Source organism: Streptomyces sp. NPDC059828, assembly GCF_042731955.1.
Classification (GTDB): domain Bacteria; phylum Actinomycetota; class Actinomycetes; order Streptomycetales; family Streptomycetaceae; genus Streptomyces.
Genome location: NZ_JBHWIW010000058.1, coordinates 1 through 22,115, shown reverse-complemented (window position 1 = coordinate 22,115; position 22,115 = coordinate 1). Strand labels below are relative to the sequence as shown.

Genomic DNA, 22,115 nt, shown 5'->3' with positions numbered 1-22,115 from the left:
CGGGCCGCACAGGCACCCCGACCCCCGGCACCTCGCCACGCCTCCTGACACCTTCGGAGTAATCGGTGTCGGGGGTCGCCCGCGAAGGTGAGGCGACTGACCGGAAAATCCCGGTACGTCGCTAAGGTCCCGAGAGTGACCTCAACCTTCAGCGCCGTAAGCGCCCTCTGTCCGGCCCAGTTGGGCACGCTCGTCGTCATCGCCTGGAAGGGCGAGCATCCCGACGACGAGCGGGACATGCCGTTTCTGCTGGCGTACTCGCTCGGGGACGGTGAAGGCGGCCCCGACGCGGTGACGGCCGCCGCCCGGCAGCTCCTCGACGAGGTGGGTCTGCCGGTCGGCAGTGAGTATGTGGACGTGGTGCAGGAGGGCGGCCCGCCCATCACGCTGGCGGTCGAGGACGGCCAGCCGGGTCAGGGTGTCGTGCTGACGATGCCTCATCTCAGTGCCCGGTGTGCGGTGTCACCTGAGTGGCTGACCGCGGCACGAGGACACGGGCACGTCTACTTCCTCTTCGCCACCCGGCCCTGGCCCAAGGCGGCTCCGGGGGTACCGGTCAGTGAGGGGGAGCTGCGGGACTTCGTGGGCGACGAGGCGGTGCTGGCTTCGGCGGCTCACTGTTTGCTGCCGGTGCGTCAGCTCCAGGGGTGACGCGGGAGGGCGCAGCGGGCCGCAAGGGCACGTCAAAGGGCCCGGCGGCGGTGGTATGACCGCCTGCCGGGCCGGGATTACGCCATGCGGATTACAGGTGACCGGTCTCGCTCGCCGGGCGGGTGGCTGTGCGGGGCACGAGCCCCCGGGTGGTCCCGGCGAGCGTGAGTGGTATTCCACTGGCGGGGGCGGCTGGGGCCGCCAGGTGGCGAAGCGTCAGCTTCATGATCGAGCTCCTCGATACAAGGGTCAGGACACTTAAGACGCTAATCGGAATCTGACGTTCCGTCGCGTCGGGCGCGGCAGTGACTACTGCGTGCGCGCATCGGCCCAGGTGAGGAACACAGGACTCAGGACTTCGGACAATGGACACACAAGTACGCACACACAGGCGCGTCCCGCGCCCCGCCACCACCTCCGGCGACGCCCCGTCAGATGCCGTGGACTGCCTGGGTGCCTCCCGCGGCCTTGCCTGGCTGCTGGTGGTCACCGGCGCGGCGGGGCTGCTGGCGTCCTGGGTCATCACGATCGACAAGTTCCTGCTGCTCGAGGACCCCGGCTTCACACCCGGGTGCAGTCTCAACCCGGTCGTCTCCTGCGGCAGCGTCATGAAGAGCGACCAGGCGGCGGTGTTCGGCTTCCCCAACCCGATGCTGGGCCTTGTGACCTACGCCGTCGTGATGGCGGTCGGCGCCGGACTGCTGGCCGGTGCCCGCTACCACCGCTGGTTCTGGCTGGGGCTCAACGGCGGCGCCCTGTTCGGTGTGGGGTTCTGCACCTGGCTCCAGTTCCAGTCGCTGTACCGGATCAGCGCCCTGTGCCTGTGGTGCTCGCTGGCCTGGGTCGCGACCATCGTCCTGTTCTGCGCGGTGACCCGGCACACCGTCGTCCACCGGATGCTCCCGGCCCCGGCGGGAGTGCGGACCGTGCTGCGCGAGTTCGGCTGGATGCCCCCGGTGCTGTGGACGGGTGTGATCGGGATGCTGATCCTGACCCGCTGGTGGACCTTCTGGATCAGCTGACCGCACGTCATGCGGGCGTCACCGTTCACGCGGCCGGTGAGGTGCCCGGCGGGGTGCGGTACAGCGGTCGGGCAGGGCGTTGACATGGGTGTCGGGTACACGCAGACTCATGACGCGCTGCCGGGACGCACGCGGACACGGCCACGGACGCGGCCACCGCCACGAAGGAGCTGACATGACCGATCGCCTGCGTGACGTGTACATCGTCGATGCCGTCCGCACGCCCCTCGGCAAGTACGGCGGCGCGCTCTCCGGCGTGCGCCCCGACGATCTTGCCGCCGGGGTCCTGAGCTCCCTTGTGTCCCGTACACCCGAGCTCGACCCGGCCCTTATCGACGATGTCTTCTTCGGCGACACCAACGGTGCCGGCGAGGACAACCGCGATGTCGCGCGCATGGCCGTGCTGCTCGCGGGTCTGCCGGTCACGGTGCCCGGCACGACCGTGAACCGGCTCTGCGGCTCCGGTATGGAGGCGGTCATCCAGGCGGCCCGGGCCATCGCCGTCGGTGACGCCTCGATCGCTGTCGCGGGCGGCGTCGAGTCGATGAGCCGCGCGCCCTGGGTGATGAACAAGCCGGAGCGCGGCTTCCCCGCGGGCCACCAGCAGATGTACTCGACCACGCTGGGCTGGCGGATGGTCAATCCACGGATGCCCGACGAGTGGACCGTCGGCCTGGGCGAGGGCGCGGAGCTGCTCGCCGAGAAGTACGGCATCGGGCGCGACGAGCAGGACGCGTTCGCGCTCACAAGCCACCGCAACGCCGCCCGGGCCTGGGCGGAGGGGCTGTACGACGGCGAGGTCGTGCCCGTCGACGGCGTCGAGCTCAGCCGTGACGAGTGCATTCGCGACAGCACCTCGGTGGAGGCCCTGGCCAAGCTCAAGCCGGTCTTCCGCACGGACGGGAACGGCACCGTCACCGCGGGCAACTCGTCGCCGCTCAACGACGGCGCCGCGGCGCTGCTGCTGGTGGACGAGGACGGACTGCGCGCCACCGGGCGTGAGCCGCTCGCCCGCGTCGGGGCGTCCGCCGTCACCGGGATCGAGCCCCAGTACTTCGGGTCGGGACCGGTCGAGGCTGTCCGCCGTGCCCTGAAGAAGGCGGGCCGGGAGCTCGGCGATCTGCGCACCGTCGAGCTCAACGAGGCCTTCGCCGCGCAGTCGCTGGCCTGTCTGCGGCAGTGGCCCGGCCTGGACCCGTCGCTCGTCAATCCGCGCGGCGGCGCCATCGCCATCGGCCATCCCCTGGGTGCGTCCGGCGCCCGGCTCACCGGCGCGGTCGCCCATCAGCTCGCGGCCGCCGGCTCGGGTACGGGCCTCGCCACGCTGTGCATCGGTGTGGGACAGGGGCTGGCCCTCGTCCTGGAGCGCTGAGGCGCCGGGAATCAGCGGGCGCGTCGGGTCAGGTGCCGGGTGAACCATTGCTCGGCGAGTACGGCGACCTCGTCCAGCGTGCCCGGCTCCTCGAAGAGGTGCGTCGCGCCTGGTACGAGCTCCAGCCGGTTCTCGCAGCGCAGGGCGGTCTGGGCCTGCCGGTTGAGCTCGATCACGGTGGTGTCCAGACCTCCGACGATCAGCAGCGTCGGTGCGCGGACGCCCGGCAGCCGGGCCCCGGCCAGGTCGGGACGCCCGCCGCGGGACACCACGGCGCCGACGTCCGTGCCCGCCACCGCCGCGGCCCACAGCGCCGCCGCGGCCCCGGTGGACGCGCCGAAGTAGCCGATCGGCACCGGGGTGCGGGTGCGCAGCCAGTGGGTGGCCCCTCCGAGCCTGCGGGCGAGGATCTCGATGTCGAAGACGTTGGCGCGGTCGTCCGCCTCGGACTCGGTGAGCAGGTCGAAGAGCAGGGTGCCGAGGCCCGCCCGGTTCAGCGCCTGCGCCACGGAGCGGTTGCGGGGGCTGTGCCGGCTGCTGCCCGAACCATGGGCGAACATCACGGCAGCCGCGGTGTCGCCCGGCAGGGTCAGCTCACCGGCCAGTCGTACGGGGCCCGCGTCGACCTCCACCTCCTCGGTCTGCGTGGCCCCCGCCCTTTTCAGCAGGGCGACGACCTCCTCGTCAGGGGTCTGGGAGAAGTCCTCGTACCACTCGCCGACCGCCGAGAAGGCGCGCGGCGTCGACAGGCACACCACCTCGTCCGCCGCGCTCCGCAGCCATGCCACCGCGTCCGGGGGCGCCACCGGTGCGGCCAGCACCACCCGAGCCGCCCCCTGCGCCCTGACGACCTCGACCGCCGCCGCTGCCGTGGCCCCGGTGGCGATGCCGTCGTCCACGAGCACCACGGTCCGGCCGGTGATGTCAACGCGCTCGCGGTCTGCCCTGAACGTGCGGGCCTGCCGGGTCAGTTCGGCCTCCTCGGCATGCTCGACCGACTCGACCTCCTCACGGGACACATGGCCGCGGCTCACGATGTCGTCACTGATGACCCGTACCCCGCCCTCACCGATCGCCCCGAACCCGAGCTCCCGGTGGTACGGCACCCCCAGCTTCCGCACCACGATCACGTCCAGCGGCGCCCCGAGCGCCCGCGCCACCTCGTACGCCACCGGCACCCCGCCCCGAGGCAGCCCGAGGACGACGGGATCCGCCTCCCGCAGGTGTCTCAGCGCTTCGGCGAGGTGCCGCCCCGCGTCGACGCGGTCGGTGAAGTGCACGCTGGCTCACCCCCTGGACAGGGAACGGGGGCACACGGGCTCTCCTTCGAACCAACCCCATGCCGGGTGTCTCCGCAACTTGGGGAGCCCGGGGATCAGCGGTGCTCGGGGTTCGGGTAGTCGAAGCGGCAGCCCGCGTCCCATTCGGAGCGCTGGTTGCCGTGCGCCGGGATACCGCCCGCCTGCCGCAGCAGAGCGGCGAGGTGCATCAGGTTCCAGGTCATGAAGGTGGTGTTGCGGTTGGTGAAGTCGTTGTCGGGACCGCCGGACTCGGGGTCCAGATACGAGGGCCCCGGTCCCGCCTCACCGATCCAACCCGCGTCGGCCTGCGGCGGGATGGTGTAGCCGAGGTGCTGGAGGCTGTAGAGGACGTTCATCGCGCAGTGCTTCACGCCGTCCTCGTTCCCGGTGATCAGACAGCCTCCGACCCGCCCGTAGTACGCGTACTGTCCGCGGTCGTTGAGCAACGACGAGCATGCGTAGAGCCGCTCGATGACCCGCTTCATCACGGAGCTGTTGTCGCCGAGCCAGATGGGCCCGGCGAGCACCAGGATGTCGGACGCCATCACCCGCTCGTACAGCGCGGGCCACTCGTCGGTGGCCCAGCCGTGTTCGGTCATGTCCGGCCATACGCCGGTCGCGATGTCGTGGTCGACGGCCCGGATCAGCTCGGTGGCGACCCCGTTGGCCTCCATCACGGCTCGGCTCCTGTCGATCAGGCCCTCGGTGTTGCTGATGTCGGGGGAGCGCTTCAGCGTGCAGTTGACGAACATCGCATGGAGACCGTCGTACGAGGGTGTGGCGGCCATGGACACCTCATGGGGGGGGAAGGGGCGGATTCCCGACGGACGCTACCGACGCCCAGGCCGCCGCTCACGGAAGCTCTCCGGTCACTCGCCGATACGGATCAGCGCCAGCGTGATGTTGTCGGGCCCGCCGGACTCGATCGCTGCCTTCCAGAGCTCGTAGGCGGCCCGGCCGCCGTCGTGCACCCGCAGCAGGTCGTCGAGCTCCTCGTCGGGCACCGGGTCGGTCAGCCCGTCCGAGCAGATCAGCCAGCGGTCCCCCACGGCCAGCGGGGAGTGGGACACATGCGCGCTGATCGGGGTGCGGTTGAAGGAGCCGCCGAGGGTCTGGGTCACGGCCGACGTGGTGCGCCTGCCGGGTGCGGGCGGCGGGCTGTCGTCCACGCTCACCTGCCGCAGATGGTCCTCACCCACCTCGTAGACCTTGCTGTCGCCGACGTTGAAGACCAGAACGGAGTCCGGCAGCACGACCGCACCCGCGACCGTCGTCCCCATCGCGGTCAGCCCCGGATCGCGGTCGGCCGCCGCGTACACCGAGTGGTTGCACAGGTCCAGCGCGTCACGCACGGCCTGCTCCCCGTCGAGGGACGGGCCGAGCCCCGCGAGCCGGCGTACCACCAGCGCGCTCGCCACCTCACCGGCGGGCTGTCCGCCGAGACCGTCGGCGACCGCGACGACCAGCGGGGTGCCGAGGGGGAACAGCAGGGTCTGGGGATTCTCCGTCATGGTCGCGCACAGGGTCCACGGTCCGGCGACAAAGCTGTCCTCGTTGTGCTCGCGGACCAGGCCGGTATCGCTCAGGGCGGTCACCGCTATGTACGGCACGCCTCCATTGTCACGCGTGGAGCGGGCTTGTGCCTGCGTTCAGAGAATGAACGAACAACTTCCCAAGGCACCAGCCGACTTGGCCGTTTCCCGGGTTTGGTGTGAAGTCTTGACGACAAGGGCCTCCGGCAGTTGACTCACGCCCGGTTGAACCACAGCCGGCGCCGTCGTCAGCGGAGGAAGCCTTATGCACCAGGCAAGATCCCGGCTCAGAAGACTCACAGGAATCACCGGACTCACCAGCCGTGCGGGACTCGGAAGAACCGCCGCGCTCGTGTCCGCGTGTCTGCTCAGCGCCCTGCTCCCCCTCACCTCCGCCGCCACCGTCGCGGCGGACGACTTCCCACCCGTCCCGGTCGACCGCTTCGAGGGCGAGGTCCCTTTCGCGAGCCCGCCCGCCGACGGCATCTTCGCCTGGGGAAGCGACGCCGACGACCATCCGCCGCTCAGCCTCGTGGCGCGCTCCGACGCCCCCGAGGGCGGCAAGGTGCTCCAGGGTTCGTACGACATCAGCGGCTGGGGCGGCTTCACCCACGATTTCGCCTTCGACAAGCCGGCCCGGGACTGGACCGCACACCGGGGCGTCCGCTTCTGGTGGTACGGCCAGAACGCGGCGCCTCTGCCGCCTGGTTCGGGCAGGCAGGTGCACTTCGAGATCAAGGACGGCGGGGCCAACGGCGAGGCGTCGGAGCTCTGGACGATGTCGTTCACCGATGACTGGCAGGGCTGGCACCTGGTCGAAATCCCCTTCTCCCAGCTGGAGTACCGCACCGACTACCAACCCGTCGGCGGTATCGACCAGATACTCGGGCTGACGGAGATCTGGGGCTACGCCTTCACCTTCCCGGTCGGTGTGCGGGGCGAATTCGCCATCGACAACGTGGAGTTGTACGGCAGCCCGGACCCGTCGCGTACGGCGCAGATCGTCACGGACGGCTCCCTGGTGCGGGCGCAGGAAGGCGCTTCGGCCGGTGTCCGGGTCACGCTGGGGACCTTGGGCGGTGTGCCGACCGAGAAGGCGGTGACCGTCGCCTACGCCACCGAGGGCGGCGACGCGACCGCCGGCCGGGACTACACGCCGGTGTCCGGCACGGTGACGTTCCCCGCGGGCACGGCGTCCGGTGCGTCCCGCACGATCGCGGTGCCCGTCCTGGCGGACGGTGTGGCCGAGACCGCCGAGACGGTGCGGCTGAAGCTGACCGTGACGGGAGCGAGGGCGCCCGCCGAGGACCCGAAGATCGTGATCAACGCGCACGGTATGCCGTACCTCGACACAACGCTGCCCGTGCGCACGCGGGTCGCCGATCTGGTGTCGCGTATGACCCTGGAGGAGAAGGCCGGGCAGATGACCCAGGCCGAGCGGGGCGCGCTCGCGACGCAGGACGACATCGTGACGTACGGTCTCGGCTCGCTGCTCTCCGGCGGCGGCTCGGGTCCCACCCCCAACACCCCCGAGGCCTGGGCGAAGATGGTCGATTCGTACCAGTCACGCGCCCTGACCAGCCGCTTCCAGATCCCCCTGATCTATGGCGCCGACGCCGTGCACGGGCACAACAACGTCTCCGGCTCCACGATCATGCCGCACAACATCGGCATCGGCGCCGGGCGTGACTCCGCACTCGCGGAGCGTACGGGCGCGGTCACCGCCGCCGAGGTGCGTGCCACCGGGATCCCGTGGGACTTCGCGCCGTGTCTGTGTGTCACCCGCGATGAGCGCTGGGGCCGTTCGTACGAGTCGTTCGGCGAGGATCCCGCGCTGGTCACGGCCATGGAGACGGTGATCCGCGGGATGCAGGGCACAGCGGACGGAAGTGACCTCGACCGCTCGGACAAGGTGCTGGCCACCGCCAAGCACTTCGCGGGCGACGGCGGCACCGGGTACGGCACGTCCACCACGGGCACGTACACCATCGACCAGGGCGTCACCAGGGTCACCCGCGCGGAGCTGGAGGCCGTGCATCTCGCCCCGTTCACGGACGCGGTGCGCCACGGGGTGGGCACGGTCATGCCGTCGTACTCGTCCGTCGACTACATCGGTGACGGCCTCGGCCCGGTGAAGATGCACGCGAACGCCGAGCTGATCAACGGCGTGCTGAAGGGCCGGATGGGCTTCAAGGGCTTGGTGATCAGCGACTGGCAGGCCATCGACCAGATCCCGGGCGACTACGCGAGTGATGTGCGTACCTCGGTCAACGCCGGACTTGACATGATCATGGTGCCCTATGCCTACCAGGACTTCCGGCGCACCCTGATCCAGGAGGTCCAGGCCGGCCGGATCGCCCGGTCCCGGGTGGACGACGCCGTCTCGCGCATCCTGGAGCAGAAGTTCCGGCTCGGGCTGTTCGAAAAGCCGTACGCCGACACCTCGGGCCTCGCGCGGGTCGGATCGGCGGAGCACCGGGCGGTGGCCAGGGAGGCGGCGGCCACGTCGCAGGTGCTGCTGAAGAACTCGGGCGGGGTGCTGCCGCTGCGCACCTCACAGAAGGTGTATCTGGCCGGGTCCAACGCCGACGACCTGGGCAACCAGGCGGGCGGCTGGACGATCAGCTGGCAGGGGGCGTCGGGCGCGATCACCCAGGGCACCACGATCCGCCGGGCGATGGAGAAGGCGGCGCCGGGCACCCTCACCTACTCCAAGGACGCCTCCGCCCCGCTCGGGGGCCATGACGCCGGTGTCGTGGTGGTCGGCGAGACCCCGTACGCGGAGGGTGTCGGCGATGTCGGCAACGGCCACGACCTGGAGCTCTCGGCCGCCGACAAGGCCGCGGTGGACCGGGTGTGCGGGGCGATGCGGTGTGCGGTGCTGGTCGTGTCGGGCCGCCCCCAGCTCATCGGTGACCGGCTCGGCGGCATCGACGCGCTGGTGGCCTCGTGGCTGCCGGGCACGGAGGGCGACGGGGTGGCGGACGTGCTCTACGGAAAGCGCGCGTTCAGCGGGCAACTGCCGGTCACCTGGCCGAAGTCGCAGTCGCAGCTCCCCATCAACGTCGGCGACACGACCTACGATCCGCAGTTCCCGTACGGCTGGGGTCTGACGACGCTCACCGCCGTGCCCACGGGTGGTGAGGACACGCTCAGGGCGCTGGCGGTCTCGGCGCGGATCGTGCAGGGGCTGGGCGCCGCGAAGAGCGAGGCGGGCCGGGCCATCGCGGCCAAGGCCCGGGCGATCGTCCAGCAGCGGATCGGGCAGAAGATGACCGCGGCGGTGGCGAAGCCTTTCGCCGAGGCCGACCATCTGCTGCTGACCGGGGATCTGAAGGGCGCGGTGGCGGCACTGACCACGTCCTACCGGGCGGTGCCCGCGACGCGCTGAGGCCCGTCCACAGCAGAACCGCGGGTATGACAGGCCCGGGTGTGCTTCGGCGACGCCCGGGCCTGTGGCGTGCGGGTCGCCCGGGAGCGGCTCGGCCTCGGGCCACGGGTTCGGTGCCCTGGCTGTTCGTCAGGAGCCGTCACACCGGGCTGCCCTTGAGCGCGAGCACGATCGCGGCCCCGACGCCCCCCGCGATCAGGGCGAAGGCGAAGGCTCCCCAGCCGCCGTTGCGCCAGGGGAAGAACCGGTCGACCGCGAGGCTGCCGGGGCCGACGGCGGCCACGGTGAGCGCGGACACGGCCAGCATCAGGGGGAAGCCGAGGCCCGTGGCCGCCCACAGGTCCAGTTTCTCGGCGACGGACATGGCGTTGATCATCACCCCGACGATGGCGGCCGCGGCGAGCGGGGTGAGCAAGCCGATCGCGAGGCCGATGCCGCCGAGGAACTCGGAGGCTCCAGCCAGACCCGCGTAGAGGGAGCCGGGCCGGTAGCCGATATCGGCGAACCACTTCCCGGTGCCGTCGAGGCCCGGTCCGCCCAGCACCCCGAACAGCTTCTGGGCGCCGTAGCCGGCCAGGATCACGCCGGTGGCCAGTCTCAGGAGCAGCAGCCCGGCGTCGGCGGCGCCGACGGCGTACGGGGCCGGTCCTGCACCATGGGCAGGGGAGTGCCGGGCACTCTCGGTGGACGTGTTCATCGTGGAGTCACCTCCGGTGGAATCAACTGCCGCACCGGTCACCATCGATAGTGCGCCCTTGCCGACGGGACAGTCCAGGACGGGTGAGTTCATGACGTGCACATGCGAACACCGTGCGGAGGTCGCCGGGACGTCATCTCCCACTCCCACCCTCGGCGGGTATCCGTCCAGTCACTGAGACCGAGGAGTGCCACGTGAGCTTGAGGACGACCGGCGTCGCCGCCCTGGGCACGCTCCTTGCGGTGCTCACCGCGGGCGTGCCCGCCGAGGCCCGCACCTGGGACCCCACGCCCGCGCTGCCCGCCGTCACCCCGCGTGCCGAGGCGCCCACCCTGTACGACGACGAGGCGGGCGGCAACGCCAACGCGGACGACCCGGCGATCTGGCGGAACCCCGCAGATCCGGACCGCAGCCTGGTGATCGCCACGGCCAAGGAGGGCGGGCTGCGGGTCTACGACCTCGACGCACGGCAGATCCAGTCCATCGCGGCACCCCGGCCGGGGCGCCCGGACGACGCCCCCGGCCGGTTCAACAACGTGGACCTGGTCCAGGGCCTGCGGCTGCCGGGCGCCCGGGCCCAGGGCGCCCGGGCCGATCTCGCCGTGACCACGGACCGGGGCAACGACCGGCTGCGCTTCTACCGCATCGACGGCGACCGCCACCGGTCCGGCCGCGGCGCCGGCCCGCTGACCGATGTCACCGACCCCGCCGCGCCCCCGGTCTTCTCCCGGGACCAGGACGAGATCAACGACCAGAAGACCGCGTACGGCCTCGCCACCTGGACCGACAGGGCCAGCGGCCGTTCCTGGGCCCTCGTGAGCCGACGCAACCGTACCACCGTGGCCCTCATCGAAATCACCCCCACCCGGACCGGCACGGTCACCTACCGCACCGTCCGCACGCTCGACCTCCCGTCCGCCTTCCGTCTTCCGAACGGCACCTCCTGGACCCCGTGCGCCGAGCCGGACGAGCTGCCCCAGGTCGAGGGCATGGTGGTGGACCCCGCCACCGGGATGCTCTACGCGGGCCAGGAGGACGTGGGCATCTGGCGGGTCAGGGCCGACCTCAAGGGCACTCCCGAGCTCGTCGACAAGGTCCGCGAGTACGGCGTTCCCGGTGTGTACGACGAGCAGACCGAGGAGTGCGCCCCGGGCACCGACCCGGGCTACGGCGGCTCCCGCCTCGCCGCCGACGTGGAGGGCCTGACGCTGCTGACCGAGCCGGACGGCGACGGATACCTGCTGGCCTCCAGCCAGGGCGACAACACCTTCGCCCTCTACGACAGGGAGTTGGGCGACCACAACGAGTACGAGGGCGGCTTCCGCATCACCGCCGCGTCGGCGGCCCTGGACGGCTCCGAGGAGTGCGACGGCGCTGCCGTGCTCAACGCGCCCCTCGGCAGGAGGTATCCGCACGGGCTGCTCGTCGTCCAGGACGGCCATGACACCCCGGTGCAGGGTGACCGTGAGGCGACCGGCTTCAAGTTCGTCGACCTGGGCGAGGTGATGGAGCGCATCGACGACTGACTCCGGTCAGTCACGGTCGGTAACGCCTTGGGTGGCGCCCCCTTTCGGCCTGATGGATCCTGAGGGGTACGGGATGTTCGGGGGAAGCCGAGAGGGAGGCGCCATGACCCGTACGACCGAGGCACCCCGCCACATCAGTGGTCTGCGGGGCACGCGTTACGGCGAGATCCTGCTGATCTCCCCCAGCGGCAACGGGTCCGACGGGCTCAAGGCGGCCGTCTACAACACGCTCGGACTCAACGACTGCCCGCAGGACTGGTGGAACGGGCTCGACCCCGGGGCGCTGGCCGAACAGTTCAAGGTGCCCATGGTGCTGCTGAACGGGCCGCGCTACTGGGCCATCGACGAGCTCACGGCGTACGCGGTGGGCGGGGTGACCACCTTCGACGGTGTCGACGCCCGGCTGGTGGCCGAGGTCAACATCCCCGCGGAGACGGATCCCACGGGCGCCACGCCCAGGAAGCCCTACGTCGACATCATGGTCAAACGGGACACGGAGTACCTCCTGACCGCGGGCAAGCCGATCTACGCGCTGAACGCCTCCGACGGCCGCACGTACGTCCTTCAGGCCTACGCCCACATCGTGGACGACAGCCTGACCCTCGACTCCCTGGCCACGCTCCGCGATCGCCTGAGCCTCCCGGACGGTTGGCGGTTCGAGGTGCGGACCCCGGAGGAGGACCTGCGCGTGCGGACGGTGGACGGCGAGGCGCACGTCGTCCAGGACGAACTCCAGAACACCTATATGTTCCTCGCCCGCTGACGGGTGCACCCGTCAGCGGGCGCCCGAGGTCCCGTCCGGGCGCTGCCGGCCCCGGCTGACATGCTGGCGCCATGGCGGAACTCAACGGACGGCCCGTGGAGCACGAGGCCCTCCTGACCCTCGGGCTCACGAACTACGGGCACTTCACGAGCATGCGCGTCGACGACCAGCGTGTGCGCGGCCTCGATCTGCATCTGGCGCGGCTGGCCCGGGACTGCCGGACCGTCTTCGGTACCGAGCTCGACCTCGACCGGGTCCGCCATCACGTGCGCCACGCCGCCGGGGACAAGGCAGGCTCCTTCGTCGTCCGGGTCACCGTCTTCGATCCCGGAATCGACATCGGTCACCCTTCCGGCGCGGACAGCCCGGACATCCTCGTCACCACCCGACCCGCGGCGGCGCTCCCCCTGGCACCGCTGCGAGCGAAGACGGTCCGCTATGAACGCGACGTACCGACGGTCAAGCACCTCGGTCTGTTCGGCTCACTGCACGCCCGCCGCTCCGCACAGCTCGACGGCTTCGACGACGCCCTCTTCACCAGCCGGGGCGGCGTCGTCAGCGAAGGCGGCACCTGGAACGTCGGTTTCCTCACCGGGGCGGGCATCGTGTGGCCCGATGCCGATGTGCTGCCCGGGGTCACCATGGCGCTCCTCCAGCGACTCGCCGAGCACACCGTCGCACCGGTCACCGTCGCCGAAGCCCAGGGCGCGCAGGCGGCGTTCGCCACGAACGCGGCCGTCGGCGTCCGGCCGCTGTCCCGCATCGACGGTGCCCGGATGGCCGACCGCCATCCCCGGCTCATCGCACTGCGCGATGCGTACCGCGCGCTGCCCGGCGATCGCCTCTGAGCCTGGACAAGGGTCTACGGGACAGCCCTTGGTTCCGGTCGCGGCAGCAGGTGAGCTTCCGGACCGAGCAAACCACTCGGACCGTGCCCGACCTCAACTCCTCTGACAGGGAGGGGCGATGAAGGGCGTCGCCGCTCAGGGCGCCGTGAACAGCAGGGGAAATCGAGGTGCGAGCCACGGCTTCCGGCCCCAGGCGAGGACCCCTCCGCGGGCCATGGCGCCCCAAGGGCCCCGGCGGCCGAGGGCCATCAGGAGGAAGGCGACCGGCTCGGTGAGGATCGTGCAGTCGGGGTGCTGCGGGGGCTGCGGGGACACGGTCACCGCGCCGTCGGCGAACGTGGCGCCGAAGGTGGCGCCGCCGCGCAGGCGGATGGTGTAGCGGGCGGAAAGTCCTGCCGCGGCAGGGGTGTTGACGACACGGGGCATGGCCGTGATCAGGAAGGGCAGGGCCAGCTCGACGCGGGTGCGGTCGATCATGTGCGGGCGGCTCACGGCGCGGGCGATGTCGTAGCCGTGGCCCAGCATGTGCGTCAGCAGATACGCGCCCAGGTCGGCGGGGCTCATCGGGCCCAGGGGGGTGACCAGGGTCCGGTCCGCCGGGAGCTCTTCCACGGCGGTGAGGAAGGCCTCGGCCTGGTCCACGATCATCCGGGCCAGCGGTTCGGCCCCGCGCTCACCGAACGCGGCGAGCGCACGCTCATTGGCCTCGGCCAGGCTCTGCGGGGTGCCGTCGCCATGGCTGCGGTCGTGGCCGGCCGCCACATCGGCCATCAGCTCGTTGGCCTGCGCCAGATGCGCCGCCGCCTCCCCGAGGGTCCACTCGGAGCCGGGCACGGGGCCGCTGGTGTCGGCGGCGCCGCGCAGGAGCGCCGCGATGTCCTCGGCGGTGCCGCGTATCGCCGTGTCGAGGCCGCTGGGCAGCGTGCCTCGTATGTGCTGCCCGGCCGTCGGTTCCATGCCGTCGTCTCCCCTGGCCCGCCTTGTCCCCCGCGTGTCCGCGTACCCAATCAGGCAACGGCGCCGGCGGCAAGGGGTGGCCCGGGTCCGGCCGCACCCCGGGGACTGGCCGGACCCTGGTGGGCTTCAGCCCTGGCCGGAGGCCTGCTCCAGGCGGTCCAGATGGGGCAGCAGGTGACCCATCCGCTCGCGCTTGGTCCGCAGATAGGCGATGTTCTCCTCGCGTGGGGCGGTCAGCAGCGGCACCTGTTCGGCGATCTCGATGCCGTGCTTGAGGAGCGCTTCGCGCTTTCTCGGGTTGTTCGACATGAGCCGTACGGACCGCACTCCGAGGTCGTGCAGCATGTCCGCCGCGACCTGGAAGTCGCGGGCGTCGGCGGGGAGCCCGAGCGCGAGGTTCGCCTCGACGGTGTCCAGGCCCTCGGCCTGGAGCTGCATCGCCTGGAGTTTGGCCAGCAGGCCGATACCGCGGCCCTCGTGACCCTGGAGGTACAGGAGCACCCCGCGGCCCTCACGCACGATCGCGCGCAGGGCGGCGTCCAGTTGGTCACCGCACTCGCAGTGCTTGGAGCCGAAGGCGTCTCCGGTCAGGCACTCCGAATGGACACGGGTGAGCGCGCCCTCTCCCTCGATGTCGCCGTAAACCAAAGCGATTTGTTCGTCGCCGCGAATGCGGTCCAGGTAGCCGACGGCGAGAAAATCACCGTGTACGGTGGACAGTCGGACATTTGCCCTGCGTTCCACGCAGGATGCACCTACCGTGTCCACGTTTGAGCCATCGGTATCTATCATGGCCAGATCATATCGGGTAACCTCTGCTGCGGGGCCAGGAATCGGCGAGAAGTTTCCAACTGATCTCCCAATCACCTGGCATGAAGAGGAAGAGTGAAAGGGTCGGGAAAGATGGGTGGCCCGCATGTGCGACTCCCTGCATTGGGTCTGCTGCCGTTGGAGACGACGACGGACGATGTGAGGGACGGGCGGGCTTCCGTGGCCATCCTGCCCATCGGCAGTTTCGAGCAACACGGGTCGTTCCTCCCGCTGATGACGGACACGGTGGTGGCCTGTGCCATCGCCCGTGAGATCGCCGCCGCCTACCCGGTGCACTGCCTCCCACCTGTGACGATCTCCTGCTCACACGAGCACGCCGGCTGGCCGGGAACCGTCAGCATCTCCGCCGCCACGCTGTTCGCCGTCGTACGGGACATCGCCGAATCGCTGCGCCGATCCGGTATCGACGATCTCGTACTGATCAACGGTCATGGCGGAAACTACGTGCTGCGCAACGTGGTTCAGGAGTCGGCCGGCACCGGTACGCGCATGGCGCTGTTCCCTGGGTCCGGCGACTGGAGTGCGGCGCGGGAGCGTGCGGGGGTGCGGACTTCGTCGCACAGCGATATGCACGCGGGTGAGGTCGAGACGTCGATCCTGTTGCACGACCATCCCGAACTGGTCCGCCCCGGCTATGAGGCATCCGACTTTCTCGCCGACGACCGGCAGCATCTGCTCACTCTCGGCATGAATGCCTACACGGAATCCGGTGTCGTGGGCCGGCCTTCAATGGCTTCCGCGGAAAAGGGAAAGCAATTGCTCGCCGGTCTCGTTGAATCGTTCGGTGATTACTTTTCACTTCTCACCGGTCCTGCTGGTCCTGCTGTTCCTGCGAAATCGACCGATGTTCTGCGGGAGGCGCGATGAACGGCCCGCTCGACACGGCCGGGGCCTGGCGGCGGCTGCTCACCGTGCGCACGGAGGCGGACGCATCCGGCGCCGGGCTCCGCACCGGCGAGGACGGACGGTGGCACTGGCCCAACGCCCTGCCGGAGGCGGATGACCTCGCCGACCGCTATCTGTCGCTGTGTCTGGCCGGCCCCCGCTTCACCTTCGCGCAACTCGGGCAGAGCCTGGACGGGTTCATCGCCAGCCGCACGGGGGACGCCGACTACGTCACCGGCGAGGAGGACCGCTGCCATCTGCACCGGCTGCGCGCACTCGCCGACGCGGTGCTGGTCGGAGCCGGGACCGCGGTCGCCGACAACCCTCAGCTCACGGTGCGCGCTTGTGCCGGGACCAACCCGGTGCGTGTCGTCCTCGACCCGCAGGGCCGGGTGCCGCTGGAGCACAAGGTGTTCACCGACGGCGCCGCCCCGACCCTGTGGGTGCTGGGCGCCGACGGCGAGCGCGGTGCCTCCGGCGTGGGCGCGGGAGTGGACGTACTCGTCCTGCCGGACCGCGCGGCCTTCGGCCCGCGCCGCCTGGTGCACGAGCTCGCCCGCCGCGGCCTCGGCCGGCTGCTCGTCGAGGGCGGCGGCGTGACGGTGTCCCGCTTCCTGCACACGGGCGCGCTCGACCGGCTCTACGTGACCGTGGCTCCCGTCCTGCTCGGAGACGGGGTCCCCGGGCTGGCCTTCCCCGGGCCCGCACGGATGCGTGACGCCCTGCGGCCCCCGGTGCGACGGGCCGTCCTCGGCGAGGACACCCTCTTCGAACTCGACCTGCGTGCGGCGAGGTCCGGTCAGGACGGGGCCCAGCCACTGGGCGACGAGGACGGCGATACCGGGCAGGCTGGCGACGAAGGCGAGCAGCCCGTAGACCACGGCCACGCTCAGGCCCTGTGAGGTGCTGAGGCCGGCGGCTCCGAAGGCCCAGGCGGTGACGCCCTCCCTGGGCCCCCAGCCGCCGACGTTCAGCGGGAGGGCCATCGCCAGCAGCGCCAGCACCATCAGCGGCAGCAGTTCGGAGGCCGGGGCGGTCGCCCCGGCGGCCCTGGCGGCGACCAGGAACAAGCCGAGATGTCCGGCCAGTACGGCCACCGACGAGACCAGCACACCCGGCCAGCTGCCACGGGCGAAAAGACCGCCGCGGGCCTCGGCCAGCGTGGCTCGGAGAGCCCGTCCCCAGCGCGACTTCGCGGGCCTGCGCCGCAGTAGGCGTACGGCGAGGGCCACGGACCCGCACCCCAGGGCGAGTACGGCCAGCACACCGGGCGAGGTGGCCAGGTCACCGACGGCCCGGCCCGTGTCGCCCGGCGCGAGCGTGGGGCGCCCGACCAGCAGCAGCAGTCCGACCGCGATCAGCACCGCCTGGCCGGCGACCCGTTCCAGGACCACCGCCCGTACGCCCCGGCCGACATCGCCTTCGCTGCGCCCGTGCCGCACGGCACGGTGCACGTCGCCGAGCACGCCACCGGGCAGCGCGGCGTTCAGGAACAGCGCGCGGTAGTAGTCGGCGACCGCCTGCCCCAGGGGCAGCCGGATGCCCAGGCTGCGGGCCACCAGGCACCAGCGCCAGGCACTCAGCACGGTGGTGAGCAGCCCGAGTCCGAGGGCGGCCAGGACGACAGGGAGGTCGATCCCGCGCAGACCGGCGACGAAGGCGCCGGTGCCCTGCCACCACAGCATCCCCACCAGGATGGCCGCCCCGGCGAGCATCCCGAGGCGTCCCCTGACCGCCCGCAGAGTCATGAGACCCCGCCCGCCGCCGTTCCGGGCAGCGCCAGTACGTCGCTGTGGTGGAGCGCGACCCGCAGCTCGCCCGCGGCACAGGCTTCCAGGCGGCGGTGCAGATACGCCTCCGCGTCCGCGGCGAGGTCCGGTCGCTGCTCACAGGCGGCGCCGACCCAGCCGCGCAGCCACTCGGCAGTGAGCTGCCGATGCGCCGGGTCGGCCGCGGTTCCGGTCACCGGGGCGACGTCCAGCCGCCAGGGGCTCGGCTGCACCCGTACGGTCATCCCGTAGCGGGCGAAGGCGACCGAGGCCGCGGCGACGGCATCCGGGCCGAGCAGCCGGCGTCCCTGGTCGACCCGGCGCTGGTGCGCGTTGAACGCCTCGGTGATCTCGGTGTCCAGCGGGTCGGCGGGTTCGAGGTCGACCCGGCCCACCACCGACAGCGCCAGCAGCGCCGGGCAGCGGGCCCCGGCGCAGGCCGCCGCGAGGGCGTCCAACTCGTCGCGGGTGAGCAGGTCGAGCAGGGCGGACGCCGTCACCAGCGAGGTGCCGGCGAGGGCCGCGGTGTCCAGCAGGGCGATGTCACCGCGCTGGGTCGCGACCGTGATGGGGCTGCCGTCGGCGGCCGTACGCGGCAGTTGCGCCGCGGCGAGCTCCAGCAGTTCGGGGTCGTGGTCGTGCAGGATCCAGTGCTGCGGGCCGCTGAGCCGGGGAGCCAGCCAGCGCCCCATCGAGCCGGTGCCGCAGCCGAGATCCCGGATCACCAGTGGGGTGTCCGTCCGCGTGGCCATGTGCTGCCGCAGCGGGTCGAGGAGTTCGGGCGCGCGGGCGGCGGAGTCGGCGCTCTCGCGCAGCGTCAGCCACTCGGGGGCGAAGCGGGGCCTCGTGCCTGCCATATCGGTGGTGTCCATCGTGGTCATGCGGCCTCCCGGGAGTCTTCGCGGAGTCGGTCCAGCGCCGCGGCCACTCCGCGCGCCGTGGAGTCCCAGCCGGTCAGCGCGGTGCGCCGACCGTGTGCGGCGGCCCGGGATCGGCGGCGTTCGCCGGGGTCGCCGATCCAGTGGCGCAGTGCCGCGGTGAGGGCCGGCCGGTCGGCCGGCGGTACGAGCGCGCCCGGCACGCTCCCGTCGGGTGCCAGCCCGACGGCTTCCGGAAGTCCGCCGACGGCGGTGGCCAGCACGGGGACCCCCCGGGCCAGCGCCTCGGTCACGACCATGCCGTAGGTCTCCGCGTGCGAGGCGAGCACCAGCAGATCCGCGTTGTCGTAGTACGCGTCCAGCTCGGGTCCGGGGGCCTGCGGGCCCGCGAGCCGTACCCGGTCGCCGAGCCCGCGCTCCGCGATCAGCGCCCGCAGCCGGGACACGTACTCCGGGTCCTGGCCCAGTCCGCCGACGCACACGCAGCTCCACGGCAGTTCGGCGACCGCCGAGAGGGCTTCCACCAGCTCGTACTGCCCCTTGCGCGGGGTCACCGACGCGACGCACAGCAGGCGGGGGGACGCGTCGCTGCCGTCGCCCGCCGTGCCGGGTGCTGGTGCCAGGGGGGCCGGATCGGCTCCGGGGGCGGCGACATGGACCCGCCGCCGGTCGAGTCCGTGGTGGTGCACCAGGCGTGCCGCCGCCCAGTCGCTGGTGGCCACCACCGCGGGGACCGCCCGCAGTGTGCGGCGTTCCGCGGTGTCCAGGGCGGCGGCCTCGGCCGGGTCGAGTCCCGTCTCGTCGGCCAGCGGAAGGTGCACCAGCACTGCCAGGCGCAGCCGTACGGCCTCCGGGACGACCACGTCGGGTGCGGCGCAGGCCACCAGGCCGTCCAGCAGCACGAGGCTCCCGTCCGGCGACTCCCGAAGGATCCGGGCCAGTGCCGTCCGCGCGGCGGCGTCCGGCCGGGGCCAGTCACCGGGCACGGTCTGCTCGTCCACCTGCCAGCCGATCCGGGGCAGGTCCGCGCACACCCTGCGGTCGTACGCGTTGCCGCCGCTCGGCGTGGCGGGGTCGTGGACGCCGGCCGGCATCACGATCCGCACCAGTGAAGCGTGAGCGCTGGTCACAGGGCCCGCTCGTAGCTCGCCCACGCGATGTGCGACTCGTGCAGCGTGACGCTGATCCCGGTCAGCCCGCGGGCGCCCTCACCGAGGGCCCCGGCGTGCACCAGGCCGGCCAGCCGGTCGGCGATCACCTTGGCGAGGAACTCGGTCGAGGTGTTGATCCCGGCGAATTCGGACTCGTCGTCCAGATTGCGGTAGTTGAACTCGCCCACGATCTTGCCCAGCTCGGTGGTGGCGAGGCCGATGTCCACGACGATGTTGTCGTCGTCCAGCTCGGGCCTGCGGAAGGTGGCGTCGACCAGGAAGGTCGCTCCGTGCAGACGCTGCGCTGGTCCGAAGACCTCCCCGCGGAAACTGTGGGCGATCATGAGGTGTTCGCGGACGGTGACGCTGAACAACGGCTGTGTCCTCCGGTCGGTACTCCTGGCCGCTAGGGCCCGTGTCATTCAGTACGGCCGGAGCGTACGCCGCGTTCAGAGGCCCGGTTCGTACCGGTCCCGCCGGTCGCACCGGTCGTACTCATACGCATCATTCGTAGCGCACCCGGTGGCACATTCCGGGCAGTTCCCCGGATGCGATACGGGCCAGCACCGACGGCAGTTCGGTGAAGGCGCACTCGCCGGTGATGAGCGCGTCGAAGGCCGGGTCGGCGAGCAGCTCAAGCGAGAGCGCGAGCCGGTCGGCGTAGGTGCGGCTGGAGCGCCGCACCGGGGACACCCGCCCCACCTGGCTGCCCCGCAGCACGAGACGTCCGGAGTGGAAGGCCTCCCCGAGCGGCAGGCTGATGCGCCGGTCGCCGTACCAGCTCAGTTCCAGGACCGTGCCCTCCGGGGCGAGCAGCTCCAGCGAGCGGGTCAGTCCTGCTTCCGTGGCGCTGGCGTGTACGGCGAGGTCGCAGCCGCCCAGGGCGTCGGCGGGGAGCGCGAAGTCGACGCCGAGCGCCTCGGCGACGGCGGCACGCGCCGGGTCGGCGTCGACCAGCTGGACCCGGACCCCGGGGTAGCGGGCCAGCAGCCGGGCCACGGAGCAGCCGATCATGCCCGCGCCGACGACGGCGATCCGGTCGCCGACCAGGGGCGCCGCGTCCCACAGGGCGTTGACGGCGGTCTCCACCGCCCCGGCCAGGATCGCCCGTTCGGCGGGCACGGTGTCCGGCACCGGGGTCACGGCGCTCGCCGGGACCACGAAGCGGGTCTGGTGCGGAAAGAGCGAGAAGACCGTGCGGCCGACGAGTTCCCGCGGCCCCTCCTCGACCAGTCCGACGTTCAGATAGCCGTACTTGACCGGCCCCGGGAACTGCCCCTCCTGGAACGGCGCCCGCATCTCGGCGTACTGGCTCTCGGGCACACCACCGCGGAACACCAGGCTCTCGGTGCCGCGGCTGATCCCTGAGTACAGCGTCCGGACCAGGACCTCGTCGCCCGACGGGGCCGCCAGAACCACCTGGCGTAGGTCGCCGCTGCCGGGGGAGTCGAGCCAGAAAGCACGCGCCGCGCGTTCGTTCGACGGCTCGGCCGACGGCGCGTGCGACGACCCGCTCGGTGACGCTGCGGACTCCATTGGGTGCCTCCCGCTGAACACTCCGGTTCCGGTTTACGTTCTGAAAATCATGAGGGCCGCGATACGGAACGCGGCGTTCATCGACTCTGCCACACAGCCGGAGGGTGGTTACGCAGTGGCCCTGAGCGGCACTTTCGACGCCAGACTGGTGCGCCCCGAGACGACCGCGGGGGCGGGCGCGCAGACACTCCTGCTCGTCCTGCTCGGCACCGTGATCGGCTTGGGGCCGGCGGGCTGGCTGGCGGGCCTGACCTTCACGTTCGCCACCTGGGCGGTACTCACACGGGCGCTGCGCCGGTCATGGCCCCGGCGGGTCTCCTTCGGGCCCGCCAACGGCGTCACGCTGGCGCGGACGGTGCTGGTGGGGGGCGTGACCGCGCTTGTCGCGGACTCCTTCGTGAGCGGATCCCCCCTCACGGGCCCCTTCGTCAGTCATCCGTCGCTCGCGGTCATGGTGGCCCTGACGGCGGTGGCACTGGTTCTCGACTGCGTCGACGGGCAGGTGGCCCGGCGTACCGGCTCGGAGTCCTCCCTGGGGGCGCGCTTCGACATGGAGGTCGACGCCTTCCTCATCCTGGTGCTCAGCGTCCATGTCGCGATGTCGCTGGGGCCCTGGGTGCTGCTGATCGGTGCGATGCGGTACGTCTTCGTCGCGGCGGCCCGGTTCCTGCCGTGGCTGAACGGCCCGCTGCCGCCGAGCATGGCCCGTAAGACGGTCGCCGCGCTCCAGGGCATCGTGCTTCTCGTGGCGGGCTCCGGGATCGTGCCGGTCGAGGTCTCGGCCGTCATGGTGCTGATGGCGCTGGCGGCGCTGGCCTGGTCGTTCGCGCGGGACATCCGGTGGCTGTGGCGGGTGCGCGAGAGCGGCAGCGAGACGGTGGTGCTCCGCGAGCCCACGCACGCGGGGGTATGAGGGCCCTGGAAGCCCCTGAAGCCCCTGAAGCCCCTGAAGCCCCCGAACCCGAAGCCCTGGAAGCACGGACCGCGGCGCCCCGCACGACAGGC

General features: G+C 71.6%; 20 protein-coding genes and 1 pseudogene. 10 read left to right on the top strand and 11 right to left on the bottom strand.

Annotated elements, in window-relative coordinates; translation table 11 throughout:
* Positions 1-135: 135 nt before the first annotated feature.
* From ACFV6V_RS27370 to ACFV6V_RS27360, 3 genes are all read left to right on the top strand, one after another.
* Positions 136-651, top strand: a complete 516-nt coding sequence (locus ACFV6V_RS27370; protein ID WP_385570038.1) for a DUF5949 family protein — start codon at positions 136-138, stop codon at positions 649-651.
* 365 nt (positions 652-1,016) lie between these two features.
* Positions 1,017-1,673, top strand: coding sequence for a vitamin K epoxide reductase family protein (locus ACFV6V_RS27365; protein WP_385570035.1), 657 nt, complete (start codon positions 1,017-1,019; stop codon positions 1,671-1,673).
* 175 nt (positions 1,674-1,848) lie between these two features.
* The gene (locus ACFV6V_RS27360; protein WP_385570033.1) at positions 1,849-3,045 is read left to right on the top strand and encodes a thiolase family protein; all 1,197 of its coding nucleotides are present in this window, start codon (positions 1,849-1,851) and stop codon (positions 3,043-3,045) included.
* 11 nt (positions 3,046-3,056) lie between these two features.
* Here the strand turns inward: ACFV6V_RS27360 and ACFV6V_RS27355 are convergent, their stop codons facing one another.
* The 3 genes from ACFV6V_RS27355 to ACFV6V_RS27345 form a co-directional block, all read right to left on the bottom strand.
* A complete protein-coding gene (locus tag ACFV6V_RS27355) occupies positions 3,057-4,325 on the bottom strand; it encodes a phosphoribosyltransferase family protein (RefSeq protein WP_385570030.1) in 1,269 nt (422 codons plus the stop codon).
* A 95-nt stretch (positions 4,326-4,420) separates the two neighbouring features.
* A complete protein-coding gene (locus ACFV6V_RS27350) occupies positions 4,421-5,134 on the bottom strand; it encodes a flavodoxin family protein (protein ID WP_385570028.1) in 714 nt (237 codons plus the stop codon).
* An 81-nt stretch (positions 5,135-5,215) separates the two neighbouring features.
* On the bottom strand, positions 5,216-5,956 hold the full coding sequence (locus tag ACFV6V_RS27345; RefSeq protein ID WP_385570025.1) for a PP2C family protein-serine/threonine phosphatase: 741 nt from the start codon (positions 5,954-5,956) through the stop codon (positions 5,216-5,218).
* A gap of 187 nt (positions 5,957-6,143) precedes the next feature.
* Between ACFV6V_RS27345 and ACFV6V_RS27340 the strand changes: the two genes are divergently transcribed.
* A complete protein-coding gene (locus ACFV6V_RS27340) occupies positions 6,144-9,269 on the top strand; it encodes a glycoside hydrolase family 3 N-terminal domain-containing protein (protein ID WP_385570022.1) in 3,126 nt (1,041 codons plus the stop codon).
* A 139-nt stretch (positions 9,270-9,408) separates the two neighbouring features.
* Here ACFV6V_RS27340 and ACFV6V_RS27335 read toward each other — a convergent pair whose 3' ends face one another.
* Positions 9,409-9,966: a DoxX family protein gene (locus ACFV6V_RS27335; RefSeq protein ID WP_385570020.1), complete on the bottom strand. Its 558-nt coding sequence runs from the start codon at positions 9,964-9,966 to the stop codon at positions 9,409-9,411.
* 194 nt (positions 9,967-10,160) lie between these two features.
* On the opposite strand from ACFV6V_RS27335, the gene ACFV6V_RS27330 reads away from it, so the two are divergent.
* The 3 genes from ACFV6V_RS27330 to ACFV6V_RS27320 all read left to right on the top strand — a co-directional run bounded on the left by ACFV6V_RS27330 (position 10,161) and on the right by ACFV6V_RS27320 (position 13,103).
* Positions 10,161-11,492, top strand: a complete 1,332-nt coding sequence (locus ACFV6V_RS27330) for a phytase (RefSeq protein WP_385570017.1) — start codon at positions 10,161-10,163, stop codon at positions 11,490-11,492.
* A gap of 103 nt (positions 11,493-11,595) precedes the next feature.
* Positions 11,596-12,255: a hypothetical protein gene (locus ACFV6V_RS27325; protein WP_385570015.1), complete on the top strand. Its 660-nt coding sequence runs from the start codon at positions 11,596-11,598 to the stop codon at positions 12,253-12,255.
* 71 nt (positions 12,256-12,326) lie between these two features.
* Positions 12,327-13,103 (top strand): aminotransferase class IV, encoded by a 777-nt coding sequence (locus ACFV6V_RS27320; RefSeq protein WP_385570012.1) that lies wholly within the window; start codon positions 12,327-12,329, stop codon positions 13,101-13,103.
* A gap of 135 nt (positions 13,104-13,238) precedes the next feature.
* On the opposite strand, the gene ACFV6V_RS27315 is transcribed toward ACFV6V_RS27320, so the two are convergent.
* Positions 13,239-14,060 carry a maleylpyruvate isomerase family mycothiol-dependent enzyme gene (locus ACFV6V_RS27315; protein WP_385570010.1) on the bottom strand — a complete coding sequence of 274 codons (822 nt, stop codon included), beginning with the start codon at positions 14,058-14,060 and terminating at the stop codon, positions 13,239-13,241.
* A gap of 126 nt (positions 14,061-14,186) precedes the next feature.
* A complete protein-coding gene (gene ribA / locus ACFV6V_RS27310) occupies positions 14,187-14,852 on the bottom strand; it encodes a GTP cyclohydrolase II (protein WP_385570007.1) in 666 nt (221 codons plus the stop codon).
* 111 nt (positions 14,853-14,963) lie between these two features.
* On the opposite strand from ribA, the gene ACFV6V_RS27305 reads away from it, so the two are divergent.
* Entirely contained in the window at positions 14,964-15,758 is a 795-nt protein-coding gene (locus tag ACFV6V_RS27305) for a creatininase family protein (RefSeq protein WP_385570005.1), read from the top strand.
* Positions 15,755-16,678: a RibD family protein gene (locus ACFV6V_RS27300; RefSeq protein WP_385570112.1), complete on the top strand. Its 924-nt coding sequence runs from the start codon at positions 15,755-15,757 to the stop codon at positions 16,676-16,678. The genes ACFV6V_RS27305 and ACFV6V_RS27300 overlap by 4 nt, the downstream gene beginning before the upstream one ends.
* On the opposite strand, the pseudogene ACFV6V_RS27295 reads toward ACFV6V_RS27300, so the two are convergent.
* The 5 genes and pseudogenes from ACFV6V_RS27295 to ACFV6V_RS27275 all read right to left on the bottom strand — a co-directional run.
* Positions 16,676-17,461, bottom strand: a pseudogene (locus tag ACFV6V_RS27295) (lysylphosphatidylglycerol synthase domain-containing protein); the annotation flags it as partial. The gene ACFV6V_RS27300 and the pseudogene ACFV6V_RS27295 sit on opposite strands and share 3 nt — an antisense overlap.
* A 59-nt stretch (positions 17,462-17,520) precedes the next feature.
* Positions 17,521-18,417: a methyltransferase domain-containing protein gene (locus tag ACFV6V_RS27290; protein ID WP_385570109.1), complete on the bottom strand. Its 897-nt coding sequence runs from the start codon at positions 18,415-18,417 to the stop codon at positions 17,521-17,523.
* A 5-nt stretch (positions 18,418-18,422) separates the two neighbouring features.
* Positions 18,423-19,517 (bottom strand): glycosyltransferase family 4 protein, encoded by a 1,095-nt coding sequence (locus ACFV6V_RS27285; RefSeq protein WP_385570108.1) that lies wholly within the window; start codon positions 19,515-19,517, stop codon positions 18,423-18,425.
* A gap of 32 nt (positions 19,518-19,549) precedes the next feature.
* Positions 19,550-19,948: a 6-pyruvoyl tetrahydropterin synthase family protein gene (locus ACFV6V_RS27280; protein ID WP_385570003.1), complete on the bottom strand. Its 399-nt coding sequence runs from the start codon at positions 19,946-19,948 to the stop codon at positions 19,550-19,552.
* 130 nt (positions 19,949-20,078) lie between these two features.
* Positions 20,079-21,110 carry a zinc-binding alcohol dehydrogenase gene (locus ACFV6V_RS27275; protein ID WP_385570001.1) on the bottom strand — a complete coding sequence of 344 codons (1,032 nt, stop codon included), beginning with the start codon at positions 21,108-21,110 and terminating at the stop codon, positions 20,079-20,081.
* A 115-nt stretch (positions 21,111-21,225) separates the two neighbouring features.
* Between ACFV6V_RS27275 and ACFV6V_RS27270 the strand changes: the two genes are divergently transcribed.
* Positions 21,226-22,023 carry a CDP-alcohol phosphatidyltransferase family protein gene (locus tag ACFV6V_RS27270; protein WP_385570105.1) on the top strand — a complete coding sequence of 266 codons (798 nt, stop codon included), beginning with the start codon at positions 21,226-21,228 and terminating at the stop codon, positions 22,021-22,023.
* The last annotated feature ends 92 nt before the right edge of the window (positions 22,024-22,115 follow it).

Coding starts and splice junctions, on each gene's coding strand:
- ACFV6V_RS27365 (WP_385570035.1), top strand. CDS start 1,017: ATGGACACACAAGTACGCACACACAGGCGCGTCCCGCGCCCCGCCACC.
- ACFV6V_RS27360 (WP_385570033.1), top strand. CDS start 1,849: ATGACCGATCGCCTGCGTGACGTGTACATCGTCGATGCCGTCCGCACG.
- ACFV6V_RS27350 (WP_385570028.1), bottom strand. CDS start 5,134: ATGGCCGCCACACCCTCGTACGACGGTCTCCATGCGATGTTCGTCAAC.
- ACFV6V_RS27340 (WP_385570022.1), top strand. CDS start 6,144: ATGCACCAGGCAAGATCCCGGCTCAGAAGACTCACAGGAATCACCGGA.
- ACFV6V_RS27335 (WP_385570020.1), bottom strand. CDS start 9,966: ATGAACACGTCCACCGAGAGTGCCCGGCACTCCCCTGCCCATGGTGCA.
- ACFV6V_RS27325 (WP_385570015.1), top strand. CDS start 11,596: ATGACCCGTACGACCGAGGCACCCCGCCACATCAGTGGTCTGCGGGGC.
- ACFV6V_RS27320 (WP_385570012.1), top strand. CDS start 12,327: ATGGCGGAACTCAACGGACGGCCCGTGGAGCACGAGGCCCTCCTGACC.
- ACFV6V_RS27315 (WP_385570010.1), bottom strand. CDS start 14,060: ATGGAACCGACGGCCGGGCAGCACATACGAGGCACGCTGCCCAGCGGC.
- ribA (WP_385570007.1), bottom strand. CDS start 14,852: ATGATAGATACCGATGGCTCAAACGTGGACACGGTAGGTGCATCCTGC.
- ACFV6V_RS27305 (WP_385570005.1), top strand. CDS start 14,964: ATGGGTGGCCCGCATGTGCGACTCCCTGCATTGGGTCTGCTGCCGTTG.
- ACFV6V_RS27300 (WP_385570112.1), top strand. CDS start 15,755: ATGAACGGCCCGCTCGACACGGCCGGGGCCTGGCGGCGGCTGCTCACC.
- ACFV6V_RS27290 (WP_385570109.1), bottom strand. CDS start 18,417: ATGGACACCACCGATATGGCAGGCACGAGGCCCCGCTTCGCCCCCGAG.
- ACFV6V_RS27285 (WP_385570108.1), bottom strand. CDS start 19,517: ATGCCGGCCGGCGTCCACGACCCCGCCACGCCGAGCGGCGGCAACGCG.
- ACFV6V_RS27275 (WP_385570001.1), bottom strand. CDS start 21,110: ATGGAGTCCGCAGCGTCACCGAGCGGGTCGTCGCACGCGCCGTCGGCC.